The organism is Roseovarius sp. D22-M7 (assembly GCF_037083785.1).
Taxonomy (GTDB): Bacteria; Pseudomonadota; Alphaproteobacteria; order Rhodobacterales; family Rhodobacteraceae; genus Roseovarius.
On sequence record NZ_JBAPKY010000223.1, the window covers coordinates 1 to 623 of the forward strand.

Sequence of the window (623 nt, forward strand, 5' to 3'; positions counted from 1 at the left end):
TACAGCGGCCGGTAGATATCGGCCATCACCTGTGCGGCGCGATCGGTCTCGACGCCGACGACCACGCGGTCGGGCTTCATGAAGTCGTCGATCGCCGCGCCCTCGCGCAGGAATTCGGGGTTCGAGGCGACGTCGAAATCGAGATCCGGGTTGGCCTCGGCCACCACCTCGCGGACGCGGGCATTGGTGCCCACCGGCACGGTCGACTTGATGACGATCACCACGTAGCCGGATGCGGCGCGCGCCACGTCGCGGGCGGCGGCCATCACGTAGGTCAGGTCGGCATGCCCGTCACCGCGCCGGGTCGGCGTGCCCACGGCGATGAACACCGCCTGCGCGCCGTCGAGCGCGCGGTCGAGATCGGTGGTGAAGCGCAGCCGCCCGGCGGCCACGTTCTTGGCCATCAGCCCGTCGAGGCCCGGCTCGAAGATCGGCACCTCGCCGCGCTCCAGCATGGCGATCTTTTCGGGATTGGTGTCGAGGCAGACCACGTCATGCCCGAAATCCGAAAAACACACCCCCGAGACCAGACCCACATAGCCCGTCCCGATCATCGCGATCTTCATCGAGAAATATCCTTGTCGCTGCCCCGGCCATCACCCCGGGAAAATCAAATCGCGCCG

General features: G+C 67.1%; 1 protein-coding gene. It reads right to left on the minus strand.

Annotation, left to right across the window (positions count from 1 at the left end; genetic code table 11):
* On the minus strand, window positions 1-566 hold a 566-nt coding region (locus V8324_RS22255), incomplete at its 3' end, for a nucleotide sugar dehydrogenase (RefSeq protein ID WP_336422044.1).
* Between the last annotated feature and the right edge of the window lie 57 nt (window positions 567-623).